Below are 22,071 nucleotides of genomic sequence, written 5' to 3' on the forward strand. Positions count from 1 at the left end.
TTGTTGTTTGAGGGTGCAAAGATAGACATAAATGTGAGATATGCAAATATAAAATCCCCTGTTTACGGGAGTATTTTACTCGTGGGCAGAAAGTGGGATGTACAAATTACAAATACGGCTGTGTTTTGATCTTTGATTAAAAGTTAAAATTTATAACTATAGCCAAATCGTACTACCTGCGTTTCGTAATAATCCTTGCTGCTATACCTAAAACCTTCTGCTGTTATTTCTTTTTGTAGTACCAGTGTGTTGAAAATATCCGTAGCATTTAAAAACACTTCACCTTTTCCTTTTTGAACTGTTTTTTTAATTCCCAAATCAACAGAGAATCTCGAGTCTATTTTTCCCTGAGGAACAACATCAGGAGCCAGATAAATAGCAGAAACTTGCGCTTTTAATGTTTTATCGAGTTGCAAGGTATTGTTCCATTTTAAATTTCCTGAAACCAGCTGCTGACGATTACCGTTATAGATACTAGGAATAGGGTACAGGTTGGTAACCGTAAAAGCATCAATGGTATTTTGATACAGATTTCCATTGATATTAAAAGAATACCAGGGAGTTACTTCTTGTGCGTATATCGCTTCGATTCCAAGTGAAGTACTCTTGTCGGCATTCTGGAATACATTGTAAATCAAAGTGCTTCCGGGAACAGTAGTCGCAATACGTGCTATGGTTCCGTTTATAATTCTATAATAGGCAGCTGTGGTCAAATATCCTTTTGGCATTGTCTTTTTATATCCTACTTCAAAGGCGCTGGTAAATTGTGGACGAAGCGCAGGATTTCCAACTTTTATAATTTCGGCATCATCATATTTAGGAAAAATACGAATATCAACTTCTGCCGGTCTGTCCACCCTGCGGTTATAAAAAGCGGTGATTTTGTTTTTGTCATCGATTTTATAACCAAAACGTACATTAGGAAAAGGCTCTGTATAATTATAACCATTGCTTTTATAGGTTGGATGATTCGGATTAACATCGTATTGCAGTTTGACATATTCAAGGCGCAATCCAAGTTCGGCTTCAATTTTATCCGATTCAAATATATAATTCGAATATAAGGCAGGAATTATTTCTTTATAATTAGCCCATCCTCCAGCATTGGCATCAATAGGGGAATTTTGTCCTGGAAAAAACTGCATATTCGTAGGGATTTCTCTGTTTCTGAATTTAAATCCGGTTTCAAATCGCCCATATTTTAAAGGTTTAATGTAATCAAGATTTATATCGACTACTTTTTCATCTGATAAAAGTTTAAAAGAATCCTGTCCAACAGAAGCGGGCAGGGTATTGGTAAAAAAGTACTTTTCATCTTCACGATGATAGGTGTAGTTAACACCTGCATTTAATTTATGCCCCGGCTGACTGAATTTATGTTCGTACGAAGCGCTGGCCATCACTGTAGTTTTTAATTCATCTTCCAGAAATGACCAAAGACGCAAGCGTTGGGAATAATCCTGATTAAAGAAGGGCTCGTCTCCATTGTCAATAATCTTTTCACTTCCAAAAAGCCCCGAAAAAGAGAAACTATTTTGCTCGTTATAATTCCAGTCGATTCCTGATTTGATAGTGGTATAGTGGGTATCACGATTTCTAACCGTCTGCTGATTGATAACAGTACCATCGTCATACTTTCGTGTTACAAATTCATTTTTGTTGAGTGTCTCAGTATATAAATAATCTGCCTGAATATAGGTGTTGATTTTATTTTTGCGGTAATTCAGTGAGAGCGATGGATTCATTTTTGGTGTCATCTGATATTGCGAGCGAATGCTGGGAAGGTTGGTTTTACGATCCCAAAGAGCACCATATCCAGAACTGATTCCTAGCTTTCCGTTGAATCCTTCCTGTTTGTTTTTCTTGTAAATGATATTGATGATCCCTGCATTTCCGTTGGCATCAAATTTTGAAGAAGGATTATTTATAATTTCAATTTTCTCAATAGCCGATGCCGGAATATTGTCAAGACCTGACTGGTTTCCAAAACCGGTCAGCGCGGTTTGTTTTCCATCAATAAGCACCATCACTTTATCATTGCCTCGCAGCTGTACTTTTCCTTCGTGAAGCGTCACACCAGGAAGACTCTGCATAGATTGAAGCACAGAGCCTCCGCTTTGGGTAATATTATCGGCCACAGAAAAGACTTTTTTGTCCATTTTGGCACTTACTTCTGAGGTTTTTGAAGTCACAACCACTTCGGATAAAGTATTGATATCTTCTTCGAGTTCGATGCTATTAAGATCCAGAAAATCGGATAGTGTGCCTACGAAGATTTTTTGGGATTTGGTTTTATAACCTATCGAAGTAATTTCAAGAGTATAATTTCCGGATGGTACAGCAGGTATTGTAAAACGACCTTCTTCATTGGTCACTGTTCCGGCTAGCATTTTTTGATCTTTTGCCGTTTTTAAAACTACATTAATATAAGGAAGTGCGATTCCTGAGGTTTTATCTTTAATTAATCCTGAGATTATAGCTGGGTTGTTTTGTGCCGTTACGCTGTAAATTTTCATTACAAGAAACGACAATACTAAAATTATCTTTAATTTCATTTTTATGGGTTTAATCTGCTATGCTTTTAATATAAGTTCCTTGTTTGTCGAAAATCATGTCAATAGAAGCTACCTGAGCTTCAAATGTAACCGTACCATGAGCATCGGTTATCATTGCAGCTTCTTTGATTTTCTTGTTTTTATATGTCTTTTGAATATAGGCCAGAGCATTGGCCGAAAGTTGCTTCACACTGATTTCTTCTTCAGTTTCGAGAATATTTCCATTAGGATCTAAAAGTGTCGAATCTTTTGTTTTACCACTTGTAAAACTGGCTTCATAATTTTCTTTTTCCTTTTCCCATTTCACATGGGCCTGGCCAGGATGGGAAATTAAAAACTTTGATTTTACACTATTAGGAATCTCTTTCTCACTTACACGCTGCGTTATGGCGAAGGAAGAAAAAAGCAAGACTAAGCATGTTAGGATTGAATGTTTCACTTGTACTATTCTTTTAATTGATAAAAAACATAGTACAAAGTTGAAATACGAATCTGTAGGAAGTTTGAATTTTCTAAAACTTGACGCTAAAACAGTGCAAATCATTATAAAAACTATAGCTTATTTTCCAATGGTTAAGTTTTGTAATCTTTTTAACGATTGCCAAACCAAGTCCATTGCCCTGAGAAGAAGGGTTGGATTTTGAAAAACGGTTAAAGAGTTTCTCTTTTTGCAAAGCTGTTGTTTGACCACTGTTGCGAAATATCAATTCATCTTTGAGAGTCGTAATAATGATCTGGCCATTTTTTTCATTGTGCCGAATAGCATTCAAAAACAAGTTATTGATCAAAACTTCAATAAGGGCTTGATTTCCAGTAACAGTTAAAGTAGCACTAAATTCAGTTGTGATAGTCAGGTTTTTAGCATTTGCCTGTTCCGTAAAAAAGTCCAGATGTTTTTTAATATAATCGTTAAGAACAATTGTATCTTTTTCAAGAAAACACTCGTTGTCAATTCTAGAGAGTAACAACAAATTTTTATTAAGTCGGTTGAGCCTTGAAACGTCCTTATTTAATGAAGTAACAAGATCGGATTGTTCTTTGGTGAGATCCAGTTGCGTCAGTGTATCAATTTTGGTTTGAAATAGAGCTAATGGTGTCTGAAGTTCATGTGCGGCATTTTCGACAAACTCTCTCTGATTTTTATAAATGACTGTGTTTTTTTCGATCAGCCATTCCAGACTTTTGTTAAGACGATCAAATTCATCAATATCAGTAGGAATAAAATGTGGTGGTTTGTTTTTGTCAATTTCAAAATACTGAATCTGTTTTAAAGTATCGTAAAAAGGACTCCATACTTTAGCCGCGGTAGTTTTTGAGATCCAGATAATTCCGATCATAAGCACGATAATGATAAACAGAAACATGACGGCAATACTCAAAACCATTCCTTCCATTTCCAATAGATTAATCTTCTCGGTATAAGTATATTTTTTCCCATTTATGGTCAGGGGAGCATAAAGTACACGAAAAGGTTCTTTTTCTTTTGCAATAGGGTCGTAGAGCATTTTTCCAACAATAGAATCGCTGCTAACGCCCATATCGGGTACAATCATTACGTCATGATTGTATTTGTTCCATAAATCGATATCTTTTTGGGTAAAATCTTTATGACTTTCCTTGATAAAGGCACCTTTATGAAAGTGAAGTACTTCATCAGTTTCATAAATATAAAGCTGCTCGCTTATGTAGTAGAATAATGGAGCTGCTATCAATAGGATAAGGATAGCAAAAGTAAGAAAGCTATTGGTTGTTTTATTAAGTAGTTTTTTTTTATTCATTTTCCCATTTATATCCCAAACCGTAAACTGTTTTAATATAATCGCCGCTTCCAGCCTGTTGAAGCTTCTTTTTTAGATTTTTAATATGTGCATATACAAAATCATGGTTGTCGAGCATATCAGCCATATCTCCGGAAAGATACTCCGCAATAGCCCCTTTGGATAACACCTTATTTTCATTACCAATTAAAAAAAGAAGCAAATCTATTTCCTTTTTGGTCAGATCTAATTTGACATCGTTTACCGCTACAGATTTAGAAAACAGATCAATTACGATTTCATTAAAGATTACACTATTACATCCTTTGAAATTCTTTCGTCTGATGAGTGCCTGCATTCGTACCAAAAGTTCTGAGAGATGAAAGGGTTTGGTGAGGTAATCATCAGCTCCAAGATTGAATCCTTCCAGACGGGTTTCGAGTGTTTCTTTGGCTGAAATCACAATAACACCGTCTGTTTTGTTTTTTCTTTTGAGTTGTCTTAATATATCAAATCCGTCACCATCAGGCAGCATTAGGTCCAGAAGTATGCAATCATAATCGTAGGAATCAATTTTGCTAAGTGCCAAACTATAATTTTCGGCCGTCTCGCATTGGACTCCATTCGTTTTAAAATAATTTTTAATGCTTTGAGCAATTTCCAGCTCATCTTCTATAATTAAAATCTTCATGCTGCAAGTTTAGATACAAATTTTGAAGAAAAGTTGAATTTAAAATGCTTTGTGTTTCTTTTCTAGTAAAATCTAAGATAGTGTTTTTAGCTTATATAATTGCTATGAACACCAGTGTAATCTTGCGTTTTATGGTGTTGTAAATTAAACATATGTCAAGCTGATACAATGAACTGATTTTTTTTAAGAAGAAATTATGTAAAAAAAATCCTAATTCGGCAGAAATTCTAAATTTATTCAAAATTGACCAATTAATTTACTTTTTATTAATGTGTAGAACACAAGCAGTAAAATGAGATTAGTTAATCTTGCAGCCGAGTAAATTTATAGGTAAGAAGAATTATCATTTTTAGTGCTTTTAGATCGTTCTTCGTCATTTTCTTCTTAAGGTAAAGAAGAACAGTATTGTGATATGAAAATTATTTGAGAACCTAAATAGAGTAAAAAAAATAAAAAGAAAACACTATGAATGCCTATATTATCGCTAATTATTCAAGACTTAAACCTTTTTTGTTTTTTCTCCCTATACTTTTTCTGGTAACTATAGTTTTGTTCTTGTACAATTTAGATGCTTTAAATACAGAGAGGTATATACAAATTCAAAAGGACAGTTTCTATTTTATTAATCATCATTTGGGGCATTATCCAAGTTTTGAATACAATCTTACTCAGTTAGGTGATGCTTCTATTTTTTTATCATTTCTAAGTATTTTAATTGTTTTCGCTCCTAAATTGTGGGAAGCTTTATTATCAGGCTTACTATTTTCTCTTTTATTTTCTTGTCCGTTAAAAAATATATTTTCTGTCCCAAGACCGGCAGCAACATTCAACAATGATAGTTTCTTTATTGTTGGCAAAGCATTATGCGGGCACAATAGTCTGCCATCAGGACATTCCATTGTGCTTTTCACCATAGTTACCGTCTTGCTTTTTTCTTTTATGCCTAAGGGGTTAAAAATGAAAATTTTATGGTTTTCTGCAATCTTAATTACAGGATTGATTGTAGGTTTTACCAGAGTGGGAGTAGGAGCACATTATCCTCTTGATGTAATTATAGGAGGAACTTTAGGATATATTGCAGGATTATTAGGTATTTTTATAAGCCGAAAATATAGAATCTTCGGTTGGATTACTAATAGAAAGTATTATCCAATAATTATTATCTTGTTTCTTATTTGCAGTATTTGCTTAGTTTACAGAATAATTGATGAGGATTTAATCATATTTTATCTAGCATTCATTAGTTTAGCTGTTTCATTATTTAAAATTATTAGCCTTTCATTCTATGAAATTACCGCCGTTTATGTTAAAAAGTAACTTAAGACTGACTCATTTTGTTTTGCTTATGAGTTTTCTGAATTTTGTGTTCTTTCATTTGCCTTTTTATACCTATGTCTTTAATCATGTCGATTATAAGAGTCTGAACGGTATTGTTTTGATTTTCAGTCTCATCGTTCTGATGCTTGTTTTAAATGCCTTTGTTTTCTACCTGATATTTTCGCTTTCCCGGTATGTTGGAAAGTTTTTATTGGTTTTATTCTTTATGATCAATGCAGTTGCCGTTTATTTTGTTAATACCTATAGTGTAATAATAGATGAAAGCATGATCGGTAATGTGCTCAATACCAATTTTGAAGAGTCCAGCAGTTTTTTCTCTTTTAAATTAATACTGTACCTAATCTTTCTCGGGATTATTCCCAGTATTTATATTATAAAAGTCAATATCATAAAAGTTGCCTTGAAGAAATTTTTAACTCTTTCTTCTTTAGCTTTATTGTTCATTATCGTTTTGGTATTCGCCAATGCAAGCAATTGGCTGTGGATTGATAAAAATTCGAAACAGTTGGGAGGTCTTGCAATGCCGTGGTCTTATTCGGTAAACACATCACTTTTTTATATTCATAAATACAAGAAGAATGAAAAGGAAATTTTATTGCCAAATGCAGTAATAAAAGACAATCAGAAGTCGGTTGTTGTTTTAGTTATTGGGGAATCTGCAAGGAGTCAGAACTTTTCTCTGTACGGTTATAAGAAAAATACCAATCCACTGCTTTCCAAAACAAAGAATCTATTTCATTTTAACGCCAATTCGTGTGCTACTTATACAACAGCTGGCGTAAAATGTATTTTAGAACATACCAATTCAGATGATTTATATGAAATCTTGCCAAATTACCTTTACAGAAACAATGTAGAGGTTGTCTGGAGAACAACAAACTGGGGAGAACCTCCGGTGCATATAGAGAAATACCAAAACAGAGATATTTTAAAGAAGGATTGTAAAGGGGAAGAATGCAATTATGACGAAGTTCTAATAAGAGGGTTAAAAGAGCAGATTTTATCCAGCAAAAAGAATAAAATATTAATTGTACTGCACACCAGTACAAGTCACGGACCGACTTACAGCAAGAAGTACCCGCCTGCGTTTGAAACTTTTAAACCAGTTTGTAATAGTGTTGAACTCGGGAAATGTTCACAGGAAGAACTCTTTAATGCTTATGATAATACCATTGTCTATACGGATTATATTTTATCAAAAGTAATCGAAGACTTAAAGGAGTTAAAAGAGTATAAAAGTGCTATGATCTTTGTTTCAGATCATGGAGAATCCTTAGGAGAAAAGAATTTGTACATGCATGGAGTACCGATAAGTTTTGCTCCAAAAGAACAATATGAGATCCCTTTCATCGTTTGGGTATCGGACAATTCAAAACAACTCAAGGCAAATAAGAGCGTATCACAAAACCATGTGTTTCATAGTGTTTTAAATTTTTTAAACATTCAAAGCCCTGTTTATAATGAGCAAATGAACATTTTTAAATAAGAAAATAAATAGAAGCTGTTTTTTAACCGGGTTCCTGGTGAAACAATAGTGAAGGTGTATAAAAAAAGAGACTTTGAGTCTCTTTTTTTTATTTTTATAATGGCCAGCTTAAAGAATGTGTAGTGCACAATAAGTCCCACAGGGTAGGGAAGAAGAGGAAGACCATTATCTACGTTGTACAGTAAACGGTTTGCAATTAATTTTTATATTTGATGCTTAAACTAATAAAATGAGCGAAAAAACGAAACCGTATGCCTTAATAACTGGCGCCAGTAAAGGCATTGGGAAATCTATTGCTTATGAATTGGCTAAACAGGGGTATCCACTGTTACTTGTTGCAAGAAGTGAAGCAGAATTAAAAGCACTATCTGAGGATCTTCAGGCTAAATACGGCATCAACGCAGCTGTTTTATCGATTGATCTTTCGCTAAATGATGCATCGTTAAAAGTAGCCGATTGGATAAAAAGAAACAACTATCCGGTTGGCATTGTAGTAAACAATGCCGGTTATGGTGTGTGGGGCGATTTTAGTCAGTCTTCGCTAACCGATCAGCTTGGCATGATGCAACTTAACATGAATGTAGTGGTAGAGCTTTCCCATTTATTAGTTCCCATACTTTCACAACAAAAACAAGCTTACATTTTAAATATATCTAGTACTGCTGCATATCAGGCTGTACCTACGCTGGCTGTTTATTCGGCTACAAAAGCTTTTGTTTTATCGTTTACGCGTGCCTTGCGTTTCGAACTTGCGCAAACTTCAATTTCGGTAAGCTGTTTTAGTCCAGGTCCGGTGGATACCGGTTTTGCCGCAAGAGCTGGTTTAAATGCCTTTAGCAAAATGGCCGAAAAGTTTAATATGCAGCCTGATGAAGTTGCAAAACTTGCCGTAAAAGCCATGTTTAGCAAAAAATCAGAAGTTATTCCGGGTTTTACAAATATCATTTCGGTCTATGCCAACCGCATACTACCAAAGGCATTCATCGAAAAAACGGCAGCCGGGATCTATAAAATTTAACTTTTTTTCAAAAAAAATAAAAAAATATTCTTTGCAAAAGAGAATTTATATTATCTTCGTTTTAAATATCGACTAATTCTATAGAGTATGTATAATAAAAGAAATAAATTTAATTTTCCTAAAGACCGAATGCACGACAACATGCGAATGTGTTGCTGTTGTTGCTGTTGCAAATCTTTCAGATAAAATTAAAAACTTAAATTTTTCATTTATTAAATCTATTTATTATGATATCTTCTTATAAAACTTTTACCCTTACTGAACAATTAACTGATGAGCAAATAAACTTTTTTAACCAATACGGCTTCATCCATTTCAAAAAATTTATAAACCCGGAAACAGTTTCATCTATCATTGATGCTTCCAAACAAGTGGAGCAAAAATGGATAGACAATGACCTGAAAAAAGTAAACGGCGTTCCAATTAAATACGGAAAAGATTTAGATGGCTCTCCGATTGTACAGCGTTTTGCTTTTATCAATCAGCATCATCAAACCTTAAGCGGTCTTTTACTTGATCCGAGATTTAATAGTTTGTTACAGTTGGCAGGCGATGACGCAAGACTAGGCACTGAAGAAAAAGACGGAATGGTTTTCAATCATTATATCAATGGTCCGGAAAGTAAGTTTAGTAAGATGGGCTGGCATACAGATGGTTTGCGAGATATTTTTTATGGAGCAAAATTAAACCCTATGCTCAATGTGGGGATCCATTTAAGCACTTTAAAACCCGAAAACGGCGGTCTTAAAATCATTCCGGGTACGCACAAACAAAGTATTTATCAAATGCTCTTCCGCAAAAAATACTTTTTAGATCATAACGCCGATCCAGAGGAAGTTTCCATCATTCCGGAAGCCGGAGATTTAACCATTCACGATGGCCGTTTGTGGCACAGAGTTGCAGAATCAACTATCCGTGGCGAAGAGAGTAGAAGGAGAGTTATTTATATTCCAATTATAGCCGGAAAATACGCTCCTAAAAATGAGAATAGCCCAACGGTTTTCTATCAACGTTTTGCGGGAATTGTTAAATAGTATGCTGTTTATTATCGCATTTAGTTATCTGGTTAGATCAGGTAAGCTAAAAAGAACCACCGATTTTTTTAAAAATACCCAAGGAAAAATAAAATTAAAAATTACCAAACTAGAATTGGTTATACAATCTGGTTTACAAACATTGGGCTATTAATGGGAAAAGAAACAGAGGTTGAAGATTATAGTGCAATTGCACAAAGAACATTTTCTGATCGTAAACGGACTAATATTTTAAAAAGAGCAGAACAGTTAACCATTGTATTTTTACTTCCAAAAGTGCCTGGATTTATTTCGCCAAACGTGCTTACATTAATTGGCACACTTGGTTCGGGATTCATTTTTCTGGCTTTTGTTTTAGGTAGTTATTTAACAGATTGGTATTTGCTTTTCGGTATTATTGGTTTGGTTATAAATTGGTTAGGCGATTCTTTAGATGGAAGGTTGGCTTATTATAGAAACATCCCACGTCGCTGGTATGGTTTTGCACTCGATATTATTGCCGATTGGATCGGTATTGTACTGATAGGCTTTGGCTACTACATTTATGCTAAAAATGGTACACAAGTGGTAGCCTTTGCTTTTGTCGCATTGTATGGTTGGTCTATTATTATCAGTCAATTGCGCTACAAAATCACCAATGAATACAGCATCGATTCCGGCTTTGTTGGTCCAACAGAACTTAGATTTATTATTGCTTTAATTTTAATTATAGAAGTTCTGTTTCATGGATCAATTACATATTTGGCGGTTTTAATCTCTATTATTCTATTTGTAATCAATACTATCGATAGCTTGAAGCTCTTAAAGCTGGGGGATTTAAGAGATAAAAACCAGGACTGATATGCTCAGGAAAAAATCTATTTTAACTTTTCTACAAGCACAAGTTGCGGCATTTTTAGGTGGTATTACCGATTATGGTTTAATGATTTTATTGACAGAAGTTTTCAAATTGCATTTTACCTTTTCTATTCTAATCTCGGGAGCCGTTGGCGCCATTATCAATTTCAGCATCAATAGATTTTGGGTATTTAAAAATCAATCGGGTTACAGGAACCGCATCAACAGTCAGCTTTTTAAATTTGCGTTGGTTGTATTGGGAAGCATCTCCCTAAAATCATTTGGTACGCTTATTTTGCAAAAAGGATTTCAAATCGATTATAGAATCGGGAGATTAATCACCGATAGTTTTGTTTCCTATGGTTTTAATTATCCTCTGATTAAATATTGGGTTTTTAAGACAAACGAAAAAAAGAATGCAGTCGAGTCAAATTAGTATTTAAATAACTAGTTTGGTGTAATTACTTTGTCTGTTCACTTCGTTCAGGTCGTGTTTTCTCTATTCAACGCATAGCCAATAAACAAGTGAAACGCTTTTTTTTAGCCACCAAATCTATATTGAAATATATTAAAGTAATTGTAGCTATCAGGTTACATAAATATTTTGTTATGAATAAATTATCATTTAAAAATTTTATAAAATCACTAATCGTTATAACGCTCTTAGTCACTATAAATTCTGAAAATCTATTGGCGCAATCCAAAAATCCATCACCTTTAAATTTTCCAACGCCAAAAAATATAGATAATATGCTATTTTATATTCAGCGTGACCCCAATATAAACACCGCTATTTATGCCATAAACTATCAGGAGAATGGAAAAATAGACAAAAGTAATCCTGTAAAAGCATATTGGATCCGATATGCTGAGAAAGGAGAAAAAAAGGATCTTAGCTACTTACAGCGTAAATTTGCATACGGAATTGAAAGTAAAACTTTAAATAATGAGGAGTTTGAGCTTCAATTTGTGTCCTATAAAAAGTTACCCTTAACCTTGAAAAAGGTAGAGTCCGATCAAAAATACCGTGTTTTTGTAAGTGTAAATCAGAAGAAAATACAAGTAGAAAAAATATTTGTGCGCATTGAAGGAGGTTCTTTTTGGTTACCCAATGTAAAGTATGCCGAAGTTACCGGAATCGATGCCTCCTCCAATAAAACAATTACGGAACGAATGTTGTTGAAATAAGCACCGATCTATCCAGTTATCCTTTGTTTTCAATATTTATTTCTAAATGAAACTATATATGAAAAGATTCCGTATTCAGAGCTACGGCAATTCGGGCACTTTTTATAAATTCGATTAATCCAAAATTGGTTAATTCGATTGCCAAATCATTGATAACATCTTCTTGTCCTGTTGCTTCAAAAACAGTAAAATCTTTCTCAATGCTTATAAATCGGGCGTTATATTTTTTAAGTATATGATTCATATTTGCGTCGTTGATGAAATTAGAAGTCATCACTTTAAACAATCCCATTTGTTTCCATACGATTTCTTCGTTGGTGTGGTAGTAGCATTTGAAGACCTCTATAATTTTTTCGATTTGAAGCGCAATATTTCTAACGGTTTCAGAAGTTTCTTTTATAACGAGAGTACATCTGTACATTTTGTCAATTTCGCAAGTAGAGATATTGATACTTTCAATACTGATTTTTCTTCTCGTAAGTATGATAGTTATTTTGTTTAGTAATCCCATTTGATCTTCTGTGTAAGCGCTTAAAGTATATTCTTGTTTCATTTGAAAAGGGTGTCTGTATTGTTTGAATTAGTAATAGTTAGTGTTTTTTAGAAATAAAAAAACCTTTCTCATTTATGACTGAGAAAGGTTTTTATTATGCAATAGAATCCTGCCTCGTCAGAGTAGACGAATAATGATAATTGCGATAATGATAATTTGTACTGAATTTTTCATGTATATTTTAAATAAAAAAACCTCCCGAAGAGGGAGGTTTTAAATGGTATCTGTGTACTTATTTATATAACGTCCCTGATCATTATCTAATGATAATAATACTGCTAATAATAGAGATGTTAATTAAGTTTTTCATTTTGTGTTTTTGATGTGCGACAAATGTATTGATTTTTATAATGCTAAAGAAAGTTTTTTTTTCAATCGAACTATATCTGTTTTAAAGACGAATGTATTTTAGAATATATCTTTGAAAAATAAACGATTATTTCAATAGTTTTTTGACCATTTCGATTTGATCTGTTGTGACATTATTTCTATTGTAAGCAAGGTAAATCGTGTTATGAGTAGGGTGGTGGCCTTTCCAGATTTCTTTAATATGATTTTGTGTTATATCATCCTGCACCAAATAATCGGATGCAATGGTAATGCCTGAACCAAAACGAATTCCTTTCAGAATCGAATTATAATCAGGAATAACAAATCGGGGTTTTATAGTGGGGCGCTTTTTAAAATTTTCCAACCAAAATCGTCTAATGATGGTCAAATCACTGCTGTAAGCATACCAATCTTTATCGCAAAGCCATTTTTCGGCTTTATCAAATTCAGAATTGGTTATAAAGTGATCAAATTCGGTTGTGTCAAATTCCTTATTTCCAACAAGAAGCAAATTGGCAGTACGAATAGGCTCATAAACAATATCTTTTTCATCATTCCGATTCGAAGTAATCACAAAATACAGTTTTCCTGAGTTTAGTTTTTGCATTAATTCTTTGGAGGGACAAAATTCAAAAACAAGATTCGCAGGAGCCTGACTGATTTTTGAAGACAGTATGCTGTAGAAAAACTCTTTGGAGGTACCAATACAAGTTAGCGGAATATTTGAAGAACGCGTATATCTAAATTCAGCTTCAATATATTCCAATTTTTCAATAGCATCAATTACCTGAGTATAAAATAATTTGCCATAATCTGTTGGCACCATTCGGCGTGGTTTACGTTCGAATAACTGCTTGCCGACATGAGCTTCAAGAGCCGATAAATGCTGACTTACATTGGGTTGCGAAATAAGCAGTTCCTGTGCAGCACCTGTCAGCGTGCCCACCTGATATATCGTTTTAAACGTTCTGTACCATTCCATGTCTACCATGTTGCAAAGTTACTTGTTTTTTATTTTCCTTATCATATTAAGTATAAATTGATTTATAGATATCTATAAATTATGCTATTTCCTTTATAATTAATTCCGATACACCTTTGCATGCAATTTGTGAAACTTCAATTAAAAACAACAACATTGAGGTTTCCATCCAATTCATTATTAATCCATTAAAAATTATTTATTGTCATGCAGCAACATTTAAAAGCTTTGCTTAGTACTATATTCCGAACGTCCATGGTCGGTTATTGCTTATTGGTTTTACAAGGGTGTACATCCAAAGCAGAAAAAGAAAAAACAGTAGCACCTTTAGTGGCAACCGTTACAGTTGATACCACATCGGTTACAACCGAATTAGAGTTTTCGGGTATGCTTGAAGGAATCAGTAATATTGAAATAAGACCTCAGGCAGAAGGATATCTGGAAAAGATATTTGTAGACGAAGGGGCGTATGTGCGAAAAGGCCAATCATTATTTCTTATTAATGATACGCCTTACAGCGAAAAGTTAAACCAGTCAACAGCATCTTTGCAAACCGCTTTGGCGAACAGGGAAAAAGCCAGAATTGAAACCACAAGAATTCAAAAACTGGTGGACGGAAAAGTAGTTTCAGATGTACAGCTTAAAAATGCCCAAGCCGAACTCAGCGCAGCAAATTCAGCTGTACGACAAGCAGAAGCAGCAAAAAAAAGCGCTGCCATAAGCAAAGGATTTACACTGATAAAAGCTCCTGTAAACGGATATATCGGGAAACTGCCTTATAGAGTTGGAAGCCTTGTAGGGCATAACGAACCGGAACCCTTATCTGTGGTTTCAGACATCAATACCATGTATGCCTATTTTTCGATGAGTGAAGAAGCTTTTCTTCAGTTTAAACAGCAGTATCCGGGAAAAACCATGGAGGAAAAAATTAAAAGAATTCCTTCTGTTCGTTTAATGCTTCCTGACAATTCAGTTTATGAGGAACAGGGCAAAGTCGATATTGTTCAGGGACAATTTGATAAATCTACAGGTTCTATTACGTTTAGAGCTTCGTTTCCTAATGTCGGAGGGCTTTTACGTTCCGGAAATACAGGCAAAATTATCATGTCACAATACAACAAAAATGTAATTCAAATTCCACAGTCGGCTACCTATGAATTGCAGAACAAAGTCATGGCTTATGTGGTCGAAAAAAACAATAAACTGAAAAGTGTTTCCTTAAAAATAGGACAAAAAACAGCTTTAAATTATATCATTTCCGAAGGATTAAAACCTGGAGATGTATTGGTATCAAAAGGACTTGAACGCTTGCATGAAGGCATACAGGTAAAAGTTTCAAAATAATAATCTAGCGTTTTCAAATTATGTTAAAGAAAATAATCGACAGGCCGGTTACGGCTACTGTCATCTCACTTATATTGGTAATTTTAGGCTTTTTGGCTCTGGAGAAATTACCTATGGAAACCTTTCCGGAAATCGCACCGCCGTCTGTGGTGGTTACCGCACGTTACCCCGGAGCCAGTGCCGAAGCCGTTGCCCGTTCTGTAGCCACGCCATTGGAACAGGTAATTAACGGAGTAGAAAATATGATTTACATGACATCGTCTTCTTCAAATGATGGTACATTAACGATTACTGTTTATTTTAAACTGGGAACCAATCCGGATCAGGCGGCAATTAACGTACAGAACAGAGTTTCGCAGGCCACCAATCAACTGCCTCAGGAAGTCGTAAAAACAGGCATCAATACTTCCAAACAAAACAACAGTATGATCATGATTATTGATCTCGAAAGCACCAATCCTAATTACGATTCGGCTTTCCTGAACAATTACGATCTTATTAATATTGTTCCGGGAATTCAGCGTATTCAGGGAGTTGGAAAAGCGCAGGTATTTGGAAGTAAGGATTACGCCATGCGTGTCTGGCTGAATCCCGGAAAATTGGCGAGTTATCAAATGACGGCGCAGGAAGTCATGAAGGCTATTGACCATCAAAATATTGAAGCCGCTCCGGGTAAATTTGGAGAAGGAAGCGCAACGGCTTTTGAATATACTATTAAATACAAAGGAAAACTGAACAAAGAACCGGATTATGAAGATATTGTAATCAGGGCAAATCCGGATGGTTCTGTACTCCGTTTAAAGGATGTTGCCAAGATTGAATTAGGATCATTAGATCATGTGTATGCATCGGCACAAACGCTGGATGGGCATCCGGGAATTGGAGTGGCTATTTTCCAGACACCAGGCTCTAATGCTAATGATATTCAGATTGAAATTCTGAAATTTATGGAAGAAGCCAAAAAGAGTTTTCCAAAAGGAATTAGTTACCGAACGACTTATAGTACAAAACGTTTTTTGGATGCTTCTATCAATCAGGTAGAGCATACTTTGGTTGAAGCTTTTATACTGGTATTTATTGTTGTTTTTATTTTCCTTCAGGATTTCCGTTCTACACTTATTCCGGCCATATCAGTACCCGTGGCGATTATTGGAACCTTCTTTTTTATGGGAGTTTTTGGCATCACCATCAATTTGCTGACGCTTTTTGCGCTCGTTCTGGCCATTGGAGTGGTGGTCGATGATGCGATTGTCGTCGTCGAGGCCGTTCATCATAAATTAGAACACCATTCTACCGATGCTAAAAAGGCGACAATCAGCGCTATGGGCGAAATTACAGGAGCAATCTTATCTATTACCTTGGTAATGTCGGCAGTATTTTTACCTATTGGTTTAATCGAAGGTCCGGTTGGTGTGTTTTACAGGCAGTTTGCTTTTACCCTTGCTATTGCTATTGTAATCTCGGCAATTAATGCTTTAACCTTAAGTCCTGCTTTATGTGCGGTTTTACTTAAAAACAAGCATGCCGAATTGTATCAGGACAAACACAAAAAAGGATTACAAAGATTCTATGAGCTCTTCAATATTGGTTTTCATGCTGCAACAAAAAGATATACCAGCGCTGTTCTTTTCCTGATTAAAAGAAAATGGCTTGCCTTGGGCGGATTAGTTTTGGTCACCATTTTAACCATAGTATTGGCACGTAACACGCCACAAGCATTTATTCCAACAGAAGACCAAAGTTTCGTAATGACCGCTTTAAGCATGCCACCGGGAACTTCTTTGGAACGCACCAAAACAGTAACCACGCAGGCAAGTAAAAAGCTGAGTAAATTTGAAGGCGTATATTTTAATGCGATAGTGAACGGTAGTAATTTATTGGCCAATACGGTTTCACCATCCTACGCTGCTTCGTATACCATTTTAAAACAGCCGGAAGACCGGGGAAAAGTTAAGGACATCAATAAAATTATGGATTCTATCAAAACTGTATTTGATGGTTTACCCGAAGGATCTTCGTTTACGTATTCGATGCCAACCGTTCCGGGGTTTGGAAATGTGGATGCCTTAGATGTTGTGCTTAAAGACAATGCCGGAGGCTCTATTGATAAATTGGCTCAGGTAAATGATGAGTTCATAAAATCGTTAAAAGAAAGAAAGGAAATTGCAGCGGCTTTTACCTCTTTTAATGCAAAATTTCCTCAATACATGCTTGATGTTGATGCGGTTAAGGCAAAACAATTGGGACTTGATGTCAGTACGATTTTAGAAACTATGCAGGCTTATTTTGGAAGTATATATTCTTCTGATTTTAACCGATTTGGAAAATATTATCGTGTGGTGGTACAAGCCGAAGCACCTTTTAGAGTAGATGAAAATGCATTGAATGAAGTATATGCTAAAAATGATCTGGGCAAAATGGTGCCACTTAAATCTGTTGTGCAATTAAAACGTGTTTTTGGTCCCGAAGTCGTTACGCATTTGAACCAGTCGACTTCTATTAATTTGAATGTTCAGGCTAAAAAAGGCTATTCGACGGGAGATGCTATGAAAGCCATAAATGAGGTTGCCGAGACGCTCCCGTTAGGTTATTCGCATGAATATACCGGAATGGCAAGAGAAGAGCAGCAGGCTGGAAACCAAACCATTTTTATATTCGGAATCTGTATTTTGTTTGTGTATTTTCTGTTATCTGCGCAGTATGAAAGTTATCTTTTACCACTGGCCGTAATTTTATCTTTGCCAACCGGAATATTTGGTGTCTTTGTTTTTATCAATTTAATAGGCGTTACCAATAATATTTATGTACAGATTGGGATGATTATGCTTATTGGTCTTTTGGCCAAGAATGCCATCCTTATCGTTGAGTTTGCCGTACAAATGAGACATAAAGGAAAATCTTTGGTAGAATCTGCCGTTCAGGCTTCGGCATTGCGATTGCGCCCAATCTTAATGACTTCTTTTGCTTTTATTGCAGGATTACTGCCTTTGCTTTTTGCCGGTGGTGCTACAGAGCAGGGAAACCGTTCTATTGCATCGGGAACGATAGGAGGAATGTTCTTTGGTGTGGTACTGGGAATTTTTATAATACCAGTTTTATTTATCGTATTCCAATCTTTACACGAACGTTTTTTCGGTCTAAAAATTACACCTGCAACCGATCAACATTTAATTCAATCCAATCATTAAAATGACGAAAATAACATACTACATACTTATTCTGGCCGTGTTTTCCGGCTGTCAGATTGGGAAAGATTATGTGCGCCCAACCCTTGCAATGTCTAAGGAATTTCGAGGAAATAATGCACTGCAGCAAAGTAAGGACAGTACTTTACTGCCATGGAAAAGCTTTTTTACAGATCCTGCTTTGCAAAATATTATAGATAATGTTTTACAGCACAACTATGATATGAAAATAGCGCTGAATTCGATTCAGATTAATGAGGAATACCTGAAAGAATCAAAAGCAACCTGGCTACCATCAGTTTCTGCAGGAATTGGAACTTCGAGGAATTACTATTCTGATAATAGTCTAAACGGTATAAACGGTTTTAATTTAAGCAATACCATCGGAACGAAAAGGGTAGAAGATTACACCTTAAATGCAGGTTTAAGCTGGGAAATTGATATCTGGGGAAAAGTAAAAAATCAGAAAAAAGCGGCGTTGAACGAATGGCTGCAAAGTCTTGAAAGCAGAAAAGTTTTGCAGACCAGATTGATTGCATCGGCCGCTTCGTCTTATTACACTTTATTAATGCTCGACGAACAACTGGCCATAACGCGTAAAAATTTAGCTTTAAGCGACAATACGGTTAAATTAATCCGGGTTCAGTTTGAAAACGGCGAAGCGACTGCACTGGCGGTACAGCAAGCCGAAGTTCAGTACAGATCGACACAAGCTATTATTCCCGATTTAGAGCAGGAAAAATTCATTCAGGAAAATGCTTTAAATGTCTTAATGGGCAATCAGCCTGATCCAATTGTACTACCAGAAAGTAAAGCTAATTTTACGGCTCCAGAGCAATTAACATCGGGAGTTCCGGCCTCATTGATGTCGAATCGTCCGGATGTGCGTTAGAAAGAATTTGAGTTACGGGCAGCTTCGGCGCGAATAGGTGTTGCTCAGGCGGGTTTGTATCCGACCCTGAACATAACAGCTGCGGGTGGTCTCAATTCTTTTCAATCCTCCAATTGGTTAAACATTCCGGGTTCGCTATTTGGAACTTTAGCAGGCGGACTTACGGAACCTATTTTTAATAAACGAAAACTAAAAACAGCTTTTAACGTGAGTAAAATTGCCTACGAGCAAAAGACCGAAGAGTTTAGAAAAACAGTTTTACAAGCTACAAAAGAAGTTTCGGATGCGATGGTTAAAGTCGAAAAACTGAAAGAGAAAATTACAATTACAACATCAAAAAATGAATTGTTGCAAACCGCGATAAACAATGCCGGTCTTTTATTTACAAATGGACAGGCCGATTATTTAGAAGTAATTCTGGTAGAACAAAATCTAATAGAAAACGAACTGAATTTATCCAGTTTAAAAAGGCAGGAAGCTTTGGCTTATATAGAGTTTTACAGAGCTTTGGGAGGAGGGCAGTAGCTGGTTTTTCAAAACTCACACCAATCGTGTGAGTTTTGTTTCATCATCGGTAAAAAGTTTTTTGTTACTTTCGTAAGGATTAAATCAGGTAATTCTAAAAGAATTTGCAGTTTATGGAAAACCATTATTTACAATTAAGAAAACATATAGAGGAAATAAGTCCATTAACTGATGAAGAATGGGAAACTGTCGCTGCTTGTTTTACTTATAAGAAATTAAGAAAGCATCAGTTTTTAGTGCAAAAAGATGAACTTGTTCCTTCTGAATACTGGATTATAAGTGGCTTATTGAAAACATATGCTATTGATAATGAAGGTAAGGAGCATATTCTGCAGTTTGCAATGGAACAATATTGGACAAGCGATTTTCATGCTTTTCAGAATCAGGTTCCGGCAACTTTGTTTATTGATTGTATTGAAGATTCAGAATTCTTTTGTCTTCGGTTAGAAAACAGGGAAAGGCTGTGTAGTGAAATTCCAAAAATGACTAATTTCTTCAGAATTAAATCGCATTATGGTTATATCGCCCTGCAACAGCGCATCATGTCTTTACTGACGCAAACAGCCGAAGAACGTTATAATAATCTCATCAAAAAACTTCCTTTACTAATTCAGCGAGTTCCTAAAAAGCTTTTGGCTTCTTATTTAGGTGTTACCCGCGAAACCCTCAGCCGCTTTAAGGGATAAAAAGTGTGATCTACATCACTCCAAAACTGTGATGTTCCTCCTCGCATATCTTGTGTTATCGTTAGAACTTTGTACTGTTAATTTTAAACAATGCAATTATGAAAACGATCCACTATTTTATGCAGGCAGTTACCGCTTTTTTAGGCACTGCACATAATGCACAAAATAAATCAGAAAGAATGTCAATAGTTCTGGAAGTAATTCCGGGAAACATTCCTCATCTCTAGTTGGTATTGAAATTCATAATCCAGCGGGATTAAATAATAACATTCTCCTTTACTATATAGGACGCATTAAGATTAATTAAACTGGTTGTAGGATAGGAGGATGTCCTTCGGGGCATTCTCTTATTTCTCTTTACCTTTTTAAACCTTTCCCTTCCTAAATCATTTATAATTTTATTTGAAACAACGATATGAAAACAAATGAAACAGCAGTTATAGCACAAACTGCCACTACACGAAAAAGACTGCCTGCAGCGCTATGGGCATTAACAATAAGCGCATTTGGAATTGGTACTACAGAGTTTGTTATTGTGGGTTTATTGCCAACAGTTGCCACAGATTTAAATATTAGTATTCCATCAGCAGGATTACTGGTGAGTTTATATGCCATTGGTGTTGCAATTGGAGCACCAATACTAACAGCCTTAACAGGAAGTATTCCAAGAAAAAAATTACTGATCTGGTTAATGATTGTATTTATTATAGGAAATGGTCTTGCTTCAATAGCACCTGGTTTTTATACCTTGGTTATGGCAAGAATCATTACAGGATTGGCTCATGGGGTTTTCTTTTCGATAGGTTCTACCATTGCCGCTTCATTGGTATCACCTGATAAAAGAGCATCGGCAATTTCTATTATGTTTACAGGTTTAACGGTTGCTATTGTTACCGGAGTACCTTTCGGAACCTTTATTGGACAGGAATTTGGATGGCGTGCTACTTTTATTGGAGTTGCCGTTTTGGGACTGATCGGTTTGATTTCGGGTTGGATTTTACTCCCAAATAAAATCGAAAATGAAAAAACAATCGCAATAAAAGAGCAGTTTAAAGTAATAGCAAACGGTCGATTGCTGCTAGCTTTTTTAATGACTACGCTGGGGTACGGAGGAACTTTTGTTGCCTTTACTTATTTGTCTCCAATACTTCAAAAAATCATGGGGCTTTCTGAATCAATGGTGAATGTAGTGCTTGTATTGTACGGTATAGCGATCGCTTTCGGAAATCTTATAGGCGGGAAAGCCGCAAATAAAAATCCGTTGAAAGCATTATTATGGATGTTTGTTTTACAGGCGATTGCATTGCTGGTTTTTACATTCACGGCGAGTGATTCTCTTTTTGGAATTATTACTTTGTTTATCATGGGAGCTTTATCATTTTCAAATGTTCCCGGATTACAATTGTACGTGGTTCAATTGGCAGAACGTTACCTGCCTGGAACCGAAGACGTGGCATCTGCCTTTAACATCGCCGCTTTTAATGTGGGAATTGCCATTGGGGCCTATGTGGGCGGATTAGTAGTAGAATCTACTTTAGGACTTGAATCTACTCCCTGGGTTGGCGCTTTGTTTGTAGTACTTGCTATAGGTGCAACCTTATTAAGCTCAAAAATATCAAGTAAGAAAGAAAGCAAATAATTAAAATAACTCGTAATCTGTTAATCGTTAA

Annotated in this window: 19 protein-coding genes and 1 pseudogene; 14 read left to right on the forward strand and 6 right to left on the reverse strand. The window is 35.5% G+C overall.

Translation table 11 applies throughout. From position 1 onward, the window contains the following. Positions 1 to 143: 143 nt before the first annotated feature. From ACN1CN_RS00565 to ACN1CN_RS00580, 4 genes are all read right to left on the reverse strand, one after another. Positions 144 to 2,555 carry a TonB-dependent receptor domain-containing protein gene (locus ACN1CN_RS00565; RefSeq protein WP_419134266.1) on the reverse strand — a complete coding sequence of 804 codons (2,412 nt, stop codon included), beginning with the start codon at positions 2,553 to 2,555 and terminating at the stop codon, positions 144 to 146. A gap of 10 nt (positions 2,556 to 2,565) precedes the next feature. After that, positions 2,566 to 2,994 (reverse strand): hypothetical protein, encoded by a 429-nt coding sequence (locus ACN1CN_RS00570; protein ID WP_419134267.1) that lies wholly within the window; start codon positions 2,992 to 2,994, stop codon positions 2,566 to 2,568. A gap of 73 nt (positions 2,995 to 3,067) precedes the next feature. Continuing rightward, entirely contained in the window at positions 3,068 to 4,333 is a 1,266-nt protein-coding gene (locus tag ACN1CN_RS00575) for a sensor histidine kinase (protein ID WP_419134268.1), read from the reverse strand. After that, positions 4,326 to 5,003 carry a response regulator transcription factor gene (locus tag ACN1CN_RS00580; protein WP_419134269.1) on the reverse strand — a complete coding sequence of 226 codons (678 nt, stop codon included), beginning with the start codon at positions 5,001 to 5,003 and terminating at the stop codon, positions 4,326 to 4,328. Before ACN1CN_RS00580 ends, ACN1CN_RS00575 begins: the two co-directional genes overlap by 8 nt. 465 nt (positions 5,004 to 5,468) lie before the next feature. On the opposite strand from ACN1CN_RS00580, the gene ACN1CN_RS00585 reads away from it, so the two are divergent. From ACN1CN_RS00585 to ACN1CN_RS00615, 7 genes are all read left to right on the forward strand, one after another. After that, positions 5,469 to 6,320 (forward strand): phosphatase PAP2 family protein, encoded by an 852-nt coding sequence (locus ACN1CN_RS00585; protein ID WP_419134270.1) that lies wholly within the window; start codon positions 5,469 to 5,471, stop codon positions 6,318 to 6,320. After that, on the forward strand, positions 6,307 to 7,827 hold the full coding sequence (eptA, locus tag ACN1CN_RS00590; RefSeq protein WP_419134271.1) for a phosphoethanolamine--lipid A transferase EptA: 1,521 nt from the start codon (positions 6,307 to 6,309) through the stop codon (positions 7,825 to 7,827). The genes ACN1CN_RS00585 and eptA overlap by 14 nt, the downstream gene beginning before the upstream one ends. 229 nt (positions 7,828 to 8,056) lie before the next feature. Beyond that, positions 8,057 to 8,845 carry an SDR family NAD(P)-dependent oxidoreductase gene (locus tag ACN1CN_RS00595; protein WP_419134272.1) on the forward strand — a complete coding sequence of 263 codons (789 nt, stop codon included), beginning with the start codon at positions 8,057 to 8,059 and terminating at the stop codon, positions 8,843 to 8,845. A gap of 227 nt (positions 8,846 to 9,072) precedes the next feature. Then, positions 9,073 to 9,879 (forward strand): phytanoyl-CoA dioxygenase family protein, encoded by an 807-nt coding sequence (locus ACN1CN_RS00600; protein WP_419134273.1) that lies wholly within the window; start codon positions 9,073 to 9,075, stop codon positions 9,877 to 9,879. Positions 9,880 to 10,032: 153 nt separating this feature from the next. After that, positions 10,033 to 10,719: a CDP-alcohol phosphatidyltransferase family protein gene (locus tag ACN1CN_RS00605; RefSeq protein ID WP_419134274.1), complete on the forward strand. Its 687-nt coding sequence runs from the start codon at positions 10,033 to 10,035 to the stop codon at positions 10,717 to 10,719. 1 nt (position 10,720) lies between these two features. Next, the gene (locus ACN1CN_RS00610) at positions 10,721 to 11,152 is read left to right on the forward strand and encodes a GtrA family protein (protein WP_264524002.1); all 432 of its coding nucleotides are present in this window, start codon (positions 10,721 to 10,723) and stop codon (positions 11,150 to 11,152) included. Between the two features lie 173 nt (positions 11,153 to 11,325). Then, positions 11,326 to 11,904, forward strand: coding sequence for a DUF4833 domain-containing protein (locus ACN1CN_RS00615; RefSeq protein WP_419134275.1), 579 nt, complete (start codon positions 11,326 to 11,328; stop codon positions 11,902 to 11,904). Positions 11,905 to 11,956: 52 nt separating this feature from the next. Here the strand turns inward: ACN1CN_RS00615 and ilvN are convergent, their stop codons facing one another. Continuing rightward, positions 11,957 to 12,457 carry an acetolactate synthase small subunit gene (gene ilvN, locus ACN1CN_RS00620; protein WP_419134276.1) on the reverse strand — a complete coding sequence of 167 codons (501 nt, stop codon included), beginning with the start codon at positions 12,455 to 12,457 and terminating at the stop codon, positions 11,957 to 11,959. Between the two features lie 436 nt (positions 12,458 to 12,893). Next, entirely contained in the window at positions 12,894 to 13,769 is an 876-nt protein-coding gene (locus tag ACN1CN_RS00625) for a LysR family transcriptional regulator (protein WP_419134277.1), read from the reverse strand. 207 nt (positions 13,770 to 13,976) lie between these two features. Between ACN1CN_RS00625 and ACN1CN_RS00630 the strand changes: the two genes are divergently transcribed. The 7 genes and pseudogenes from ACN1CN_RS00630 to ACN1CN_RS00660 all read left to right on the forward strand — a co-directional run bounded on the left by ACN1CN_RS00630 (position 13,977) and on the right by ACN1CN_RS00660 (position 22,040). Further along, positions 13,977 to 15,113 carry an efflux RND transporter periplasmic adaptor subunit gene (locus ACN1CN_RS00630; RefSeq protein WP_419134278.1) on the forward strand — a complete coding sequence of 379 codons (1,137 nt, stop codon included), beginning with the start codon at positions 13,977 to 13,979 and terminating at the stop codon, positions 15,111 to 15,113. A 20-nt stretch (positions 15,114 to 15,133) separates the two neighbouring features. After that, positions 15,134 to 18,301 (forward strand): efflux RND transporter permease subunit, encoded by a 3,168-nt coding sequence (locus tag ACN1CN_RS00635; RefSeq protein WP_419134279.1) that lies wholly within the window; start codon positions 15,134 to 15,136, stop codon positions 18,299 to 18,301. Between the two features lies 1 nt (position 18,302). Continuing rightward, entirely contained in the window at positions 18,303 to 19,190 is an 888-nt protein-coding gene (locus ACN1CN_RS00640; RefSeq protein ID WP_419134280.1) for a TolC family protein, read from the forward strand. An 18-nt stretch (positions 19,191 to 19,208) separates the two neighbouring features. Next, positions 19,209 to 19,715 (forward strand): annotated as a pseudogene (locus ACN1CN_RS00645) (TolC family protein); the annotation flags it as partial. Positions 19,716 to 19,828: 113 nt separating this feature from the next. After that, on the forward strand, positions 19,829 to 20,401 hold the full coding sequence (locus tag ACN1CN_RS00650) for a Crp/Fnr family transcriptional regulator (protein WP_419134281.1): 573 nt from the start codon (positions 19,829 to 19,831) through the stop codon (positions 20,399 to 20,401). A gap of 98 nt (positions 20,402 to 20,499) precedes the next feature. Continuing rightward, on the forward strand, positions 20,500 to 20,628 hold the full coding sequence (locus ACN1CN_RS00655) for a hypothetical protein (protein ID WP_419134282.1): 129 nt from the start codon (positions 20,500 to 20,502) through the stop codon (positions 20,626 to 20,628). A gap of 188 nt (positions 20,629 to 20,816) precedes the next feature. Continuing rightward, positions 20,817 to 22,040, forward strand: a complete 1,224-nt coding sequence (locus ACN1CN_RS00660; protein WP_419134283.1) for an MFS transporter — start codon at positions 20,817 to 20,819, stop codon at positions 22,038 to 22,040. Positions 22,041 to 22,071 lie beyond the last annotated feature (31 nt).

This window comes from Flavobacterium sp. T12S277 (assembly GCF_048514875.1).
Taxonomy (GTDB): Bacteria; Bacteroidota; Bacteroidia; order Flavobacteriales; family Flavobacteriaceae; genus Flavobacterium.